The sequence below is a fragment of the Flavobacterium sp. AJR genome (assembly GCF_002156885.1).
Lineage (GTDB): Bacteria > Bacteroidota > Bacteroidia > Flavobacteriales > Flavobacteriaceae > Flavobacterium.
In genome coordinates, this window is sequence record NZ_NCWQ01000152.1 from 1 (window position 1) to 5128 (window position 5128).

A 5128-nucleotide genomic window follows, 5' to 3' on the forward strand; every position below is an offset into this window, starting at 1 on the left:
AAATATTTAATTTTATTTAAAAAATGTGTTACATTTGGCAGATAACATTAACAATTGAGATTATGAAAAATACACAATTATTATTCGGAATAGCATTTGTTGCGATGGGATTTGTTTCATGTAAAGATGAAAAAGCAGCACAAGCAGAAAAAACTATTGATACCTATGTAGCGTATGTAGATTCAATAAAAAATGTAACTGTAGAAAATGCTAAAACCAATTGGAACACAATTGAAGACAAGTATAAAATAGAATCTGAGAAAGCAGAATTGGCTTTGGCTGACATCAAAGAAAATGCAAAAGCTCAGGAAAGAATTGAAGCTAGTAAAGCTAAATATGAGGCTTTTAAAGCAGAACTTACCGCCCTTACTGCCCCAAATCCAAAACAAAAAATGCGTGATGCTTTATTTGGAGAAGGAAAAATTGGAAATGACATGAATTTTGATTGGGTAAATGCCAAAAATATTCTTAGTGTTTATCAACAATTTGTAGATACTGCCCAAAAGAATAAAGACAGTTATTCCCGAGAAGATTGGGATGAAGTTAAAATGATGTACGAAGCACTAGATAGTCGTAAGAATACTGTTGAAAAAGAAGGACTTACGGCTGAAGATAATAGAAAAATTGCTGGGTTGAAATTGAAGTTTGCACCAATGTATACATTAAATAGAATGGGGGCAAAATCTGAAGAAACCGCTGAAGCAAAAAAGTAAGTTAATTGAGTATTTTATATTAGAATTAGGTTGAATTTTGAATTTTGAATGAAATGGCAGTCAGGAATGATTGCCATTTTTTTATACCCTGATAATAAAATGTTCTTTTTCTTGTTCGCGTCTAAAAAATACGAATCCCCATTGAAACGTATCGATGGTAACTTTTACTCTTGGATGATTTTTTATGATTCCCCAGGCTTCTTCCATTTCTGGAGACCAATGAATGTCATCAAAAATCCAAACGGTATCATTAGTAATTGTTGGAAGTAAAGACTCAAAATAATCTAAAGTTGCTTTTTTAGAATGATTGCCATCAAAATAAACTAATTGATAATTAGTAGTTGATAATTGATAATTGTTCAGATAACTTTCAAATTCGGTTACAATCGATTCTACATTACTACAATTAAATTGTTGCAACCCGTTTCTGGCTACCAATGCTGTTGCAAAGCAACCTTCGAGTGTTGTAACTTTTGCTTTTGGAGCGCCTAAGGCTAGGGCAGAGGTTGCTAATCCTAAAGAAGTTCCTATTTCCAGAATAGCGTCTGGTTTAAAGTAAGCTGTAATTCGGAATAGTAATTTTGCTCGTTTTGGAGAAATTCCGGCTGTTGAAGCAATTTTCGAGATTTGCCTTGTGTTGCTTTTAAAAACTCTGGAACCAGCGCCAAAATCAGTCACTTCGATCGTATTTTTATTTTGTAAAAAGGATTTGCGATAATTTTTAAGAATCGCATATTCGGGTTTTGTTTTTCTGTCATAAAAACATTTAGTCAATAAATTAAACACAAAAGGCGAATGCACAGCATGTTCATTTTTGGAATTCCAAAGGAATTTAAGGTATGATTTTATTTGAAATAACATAAGGGGTTTTGCAAAGTAGGTGCGAAGATACAAAAAAGTCGAAAGTCTAAAAGTCAAAGGTCATAAAGTTAGAAGTGAAAGGGGAGAAGTTGGAAATAAAAAGTGGAGACTTTATGACTTTCAAACTTTCGACTTTCAGACTATAAAAAGCCTATATTTGCGCACTTTTAAAATTGAGCTAATAGTAATACGCATTTTTTATGATGACGAAGGAAGAAATAGAAATTAAGAATACAATAACTTCGGAAGAAATAGACCGATGCATTGCTGTTTTGGCACAATTAAATACTGATACAGATCAAATATTTGATATTCCTAAAGAGCAAAGAATTGCATTGCTTAAAGAAGCAGGTATGTTTTCCAGACCAGACAGAGGTGAGTTCTCCCGACGAATTAAAGACGGGAAGGAAGCTGCCAAACGTAAAAAGGAAAAGAAAGATAAAACGGCTCGTAAAGAAACTGGAATTCGTCATGCTCGTGAAGCAAGTATATTTGTTGCGCCAAAATTATTGGCTTATAATGATCTTGCTCATAAGGAACAATTGGAACTAGAAACGCCTAGAAATTGTTATGTATGTAAAACGGGGTTTACAAAGATGCACCACTTTTACGATACTATGTGTACTGATTGTGGCGATTTTAATTATGCTAAACGTTTCCAGACCGCAGATGTAAAAGGGCAAGTAGCTGTTATAACGGGCTCTCGTTTAAAAATTGGGTATCATATTACTTTGATGCTTTTGCGTGGTGGAGCAACTGTTATTGCGACAACTCGTTTCCCTGTAGATTCTGCCCTGCGATTTTCTAAAGAAGAAGATTTCATGGAATGGGGACATCGCTTAAAAATTCACGGATTAGATTTACGACATATTCCTAGTGTGGAGATTTTCTGTAATTTTATTGAGCAAAAGTACGAACGATTGGATATTCTTATCAATAATGCTGCGCAAACAGTGAGGCGTCCAGCTGGATTCTATACGCATTTAATGGAAAACGAAGAGCGCGCCATAAGTTCTTTGCCTAAACAAGCGCAAGAATTATTACTTGATCATACCAATTGTTTGGATGAATTAAAGGTATTGACTTCGGGAGCTTCTTCTAATCAAAATATGCCAGTAACATGGCATGGACCTGAACCAGGAATTGGTTTACGTGCTTCGGCTAAATTATCTCAGATTCCTTATTCTTTTGATAATGCGCTTGTAGCAAATGAAGTTTTTCCGGAAGGAGAACTCGATGCCGATTTACAACAAGTAGATTTACGTAAAACAAATAGCTGGCGTTTAAGATTGGGACAAATAGAAACGACCGAGATGATCGAGGTTCAATTGGTGAATTCTGTTGCACCTTTTGTTTTATGCAATCGCCTTTCGGAAGTAATGAAGAAAGACAATACGGGTAAAAAACACATTATAAATGTTTCGGCTATGGAAGGGAAGTTTCATCGCTTTTTTAAAGAAGACCGTCACCCACATACCAATATGGCAAAAGCGGCTTTGAATATGTTAACGCATACCTCATCGGGAACATTGGCAAAACATGGTATTTTTATGAACGCTGTAGATACAGGTTGGGTAACCGACGAAGATCCTGCCGAATTAGCCAAAAAGAAACAAGAATTAGAAGATTTTCAGCCACCGCTTGATATTGTAGATGGTGCGGCACGTGTAATGGATCCTTTATTCGACGGAATCAATACAGGAAAACACTGGTGCGGAAAATTCTTAAAAGACTATAATCCGATTCCTTGGTAGAATTAGTTTTCAGTCTCGGTCACAGTCTCAGTTTTTTACTTCATAATGAAAAAGCCACAACAGAATTAAATTTTGTTCTGGCTTTTTGCTTGAATAGATGATGCTATCTAAATTACAATTTGTTATTTTTTGATTTCCAGTTTCATTTTTAAAATAGGATACTCTTTTTCTTCATCATCTTTATCAGTTCTGTCGTATGGTAGAAAACCAAATTTGGAATAAAAATTAATCGCATTATGATTTTGTTCGTTAACATCAACTTTGTTAACATCAAGTTCATTGATAGCAAAATTCATTAATGTTTTGCCAAGTCCTTTTCCTATATGTTCTGGAGCTAAAAATAACATCTCGATTTTATTCTCTGCAATACCAATAAAGCCAAGAACTGTATCAGCTTCTGTTAGGCAAAATACGGGGAAAGAGTTAAAATCGATAGATGAAACGATTTTTTTATAATAATCAATATCAGATGGAACTAGGAAATTATGTGTGGCACGAACGGAATTTTCCCAAACAAGAATCATCTGTTCTTTAAATTTATCATTGTAAGGTTGTATTTCAGTCTTCATTTTATGTTTTTAGAATAGTTGTTTTATAAAATAAAACCACAACAGAATTAGATCTTTGTTGTGGTTTTGTTATTTAATTAAAGCTAGGCTTTTAGTATTTTTTTCAGAGTTTAATAAATAAACAGTGAAGCAGTAACTTAGTTTATTGAAATTAATTTAATGTCAAAAATAAGTACAGAACCACCTGGGATAGAACTATAATCATTGTCTCCGTATCCTAAATGAGCAGGAACGATAAGTGTACCGCTGCCTCCAGTTTTAAAATAAGGAATACCTTCTGTCCATCCTTTAATAACTTGATCTAAGCCAAAAGAAATTCCAGCGCTACTTTCGTCAAATACTTTTCCATCGATAAATGAGCCTTTATATGTTACAGTTACATTAGAGGTTGGGGTTGGCTGTGCTCCAGTTCCAGGTTCGTTAATTACATAATACAAACCAGATTCAGTTCTATGTGCATCCAATTTATTTTTAGCTACATAATCTTTGATTTGTTGCTCATTTTTGGCAACATTGTCAACTACAACATCAGTATTTTCTGTTTTTTTGTTTTTAGCACAAGAGATAAAAAGTGTTAAGGCTAATAATGCAGGTATAAGGTGTTTCATGGATTGTGTTTTTTTAAGGTGTAAATATAATATAATTTTAGTCTCAGTTTTCAGTCTCAGTCTCAGTGTTATTATAAGTAATTATTTTACTATTTACTAGTAGTTTAATATTGACTATCTAGTGAGAACTGAAAACTGCGACTTAATACTAAATCACGCAGCCAAATTTGCCAGGATTGTTTATCATGTAATTAATTAGTTTTCCAATTTCAATGCTTCTATCGTTTAAATTATCAAATGTTTCTTTGTTTATGTATTTGCATTGTAAACAAAACTGTAGCCAAACATTTGTTTCGGAGTTTTCAGCATCGCTATCAGTGAGTTTGCTTATAAAATGATTGACATATCTTCTTTTTCGATATGATTCGGAAATATTAGCAGATACGCTTCTGGATGAACGGCGTATTTGGTCAGTAAGGGAATATTTTTCTTCAGAAGGAAATGATTTTGATAGTTCAAATATTTCCATTGCGAGTTGAAATGATTTTTGATATGCTAATAATTCTTTAAATCCCATTAATTTAATTTTTACAAGTATAATAAATAAAAATAAGATAAAACTTTCAAATTTATTTAAAATGAAGCTTTGAAAACCTTAAGTTGAAAAATAAAACAAAAAAGCC

6 protein-coding genes are annotated in these 5128 nt (G+C 33.2%); 2 read left to right on the forward strand and 4 right to left on the reverse strand.

The genetic code is table 11. The features are described from left to right. Positions 1-62: 62 nt before the first annotated feature. Complete coding sequence (locus B8T70_RS22915; protein WP_039111574.1) at positions 63-713, forward strand: DUF6565 domain-containing protein; 651 nt, start codon at positions 63-65, stop codon at positions 711-713. Between the two features lie 81 nt (positions 714-794). Here B8T70_RS22915 and B8T70_RS22920 read toward each other — a convergent pair whose 3' ends face one another. Further along, positions 795-1574 (reverse strand): O-methyltransferase, encoded by a 780-nt coding sequence (locus tag B8T70_RS22920; RefSeq protein WP_086896365.1) that lies wholly within the window; start codon positions 1572-1574, stop codon positions 795-797. A 203-nt stretch (positions 1575-1777) separates the two neighbouring features. On the opposite strand from B8T70_RS22920, the gene B8T70_RS22930 reads away from it, so the two are divergent. After that, positions 1778-3328: an SDR family NAD(P)-dependent oxidoreductase gene (locus B8T70_RS22930; protein ID WP_086896367.1), complete on the forward strand. Its 1551-nt coding sequence runs from the start codon at positions 1778-1780 to the stop codon at positions 3326-3328. A gap of 122 nt (positions 3329-3450) precedes the next feature. Here B8T70_RS22930 and B8T70_RS22935 read toward each other — a convergent pair whose 3' ends face one another. The 3 genes from B8T70_RS22935 to B8T70_RS22945 all read right to left on the reverse strand — a co-directional run bounded on the left by B8T70_RS22935 (position 3451) and on the right by B8T70_RS22945 (position 5022). Further along, entirely contained in the window at positions 3451-3897 is a 447-nt protein-coding gene (locus B8T70_RS22935; protein ID WP_086896368.1) for a GNAT family N-acetyltransferase, read from the reverse strand. 137 nt (positions 3898-4034) lie between these two features. After that, the gene (locus tag B8T70_RS22940; RefSeq protein ID WP_086896369.1) at positions 4035-4505 is read right to left on the reverse strand and encodes an FKBP-type peptidyl-prolyl cis-trans isomerase; all 471 of its coding nucleotides are present in this window, start codon (positions 4503-4505) and stop codon (positions 4035-4037) included. 148 nt (positions 4506-4653) lie between these two features. Beyond that, complete coding sequence (locus tag B8T70_RS22945; protein ID WP_086896370.1) at positions 4654-5022, reverse strand: four helix bundle protein; 369 nt, start codon at positions 5020-5022, stop codon at positions 4654-4656. Positions 5023-5128 lie beyond the last annotated feature (106 nt).

What these genes read in the sequence shown, in the direction of transcription:
- B8T70_RS22920 (WP_086896365.1), bottom strand. Translation starts at nt 1,574, where the DNA reads ATGTTATTTCAAATAAAATCATACCTTAAATTCCTTTGGAATTCCAAA.
- B8T70_RS22935 (WP_086896368.1), bottom strand. Translation starts at nt 3,897, where the DNA reads ATGAAGACTGAAATACAACCTTACAATGATAAATTTAAAGAACAGATG.
- B8T70_RS22940 (WP_086896369.1), bottom strand. Translation starts at nt 4,505, where the DNA reads ATGAAACACCTTATACCTGCATTATTAGCCTTAACACTTTTTATCTCT.
- B8T70_RS22945 (WP_086896370.1), bottom strand. Translation starts at nt 5,022, where the DNA reads ATGGGATTTAAAGAATTATTAGCATATCAAAAATCATTTCAACTCGCA.
- B8T70_RS22930 (WP_086896367.1), top strand. Translation starts at nt 1,778, where the DNA reads ATGACGAAGGAAGAAATAGAAATTAAGAATACAATAACTTCGGAAGAA.
- B8T70_RS22915 (WP_039111574.1), top strand. Translation starts at nt 63, where the DNA reads ATGAAAAATACACAATTATTATTCGGAATAGCATTTGTTGCGATGGGA.